Below are 270 nucleotides of genomic sequence, written 5' to 3'. Positions count from 1 at the left end.
GATTCGTGTCGAGTTCGAGCGGGCCGTTCCCGACTGCGGCGCGCACCACACGCCGGACACGCTGCGCGAGACCCGGGTCGTACTTGACCTCGGGTTCACTGACCTTGATACCGGCCTGCGCGTCCAGCACGTCCATCACCACGTCGTACACCTGATCCCATTGCTGAATCTTTTGCGACGAGAATGCAATGTTGTACTTTTCGCCCAGAATCTGCGCAATCTCATCACGCGGCGAGTCCAGCTTGATATCTTCCATCCAGTCCTCGATAC

1 protein-coding gene is annotated in these 270 nt (G+C 58.5%); it reads right to left on the bottom strand.

The features are described 5' to 3' along the window. The coding region (locus AC1RP4_RS08010; protein WP_481763278.1) for a hypothetical protein at positions 1 to 270 on the bottom strand (270 nt) is incomplete at both ends.

This window comes from Dellaglioa sp. CoH-56-MRSF-10 (assembly GCF_056782175.1).
This window is presented reverse-complemented; position numbering and strand designations above follow the sequence as displayed.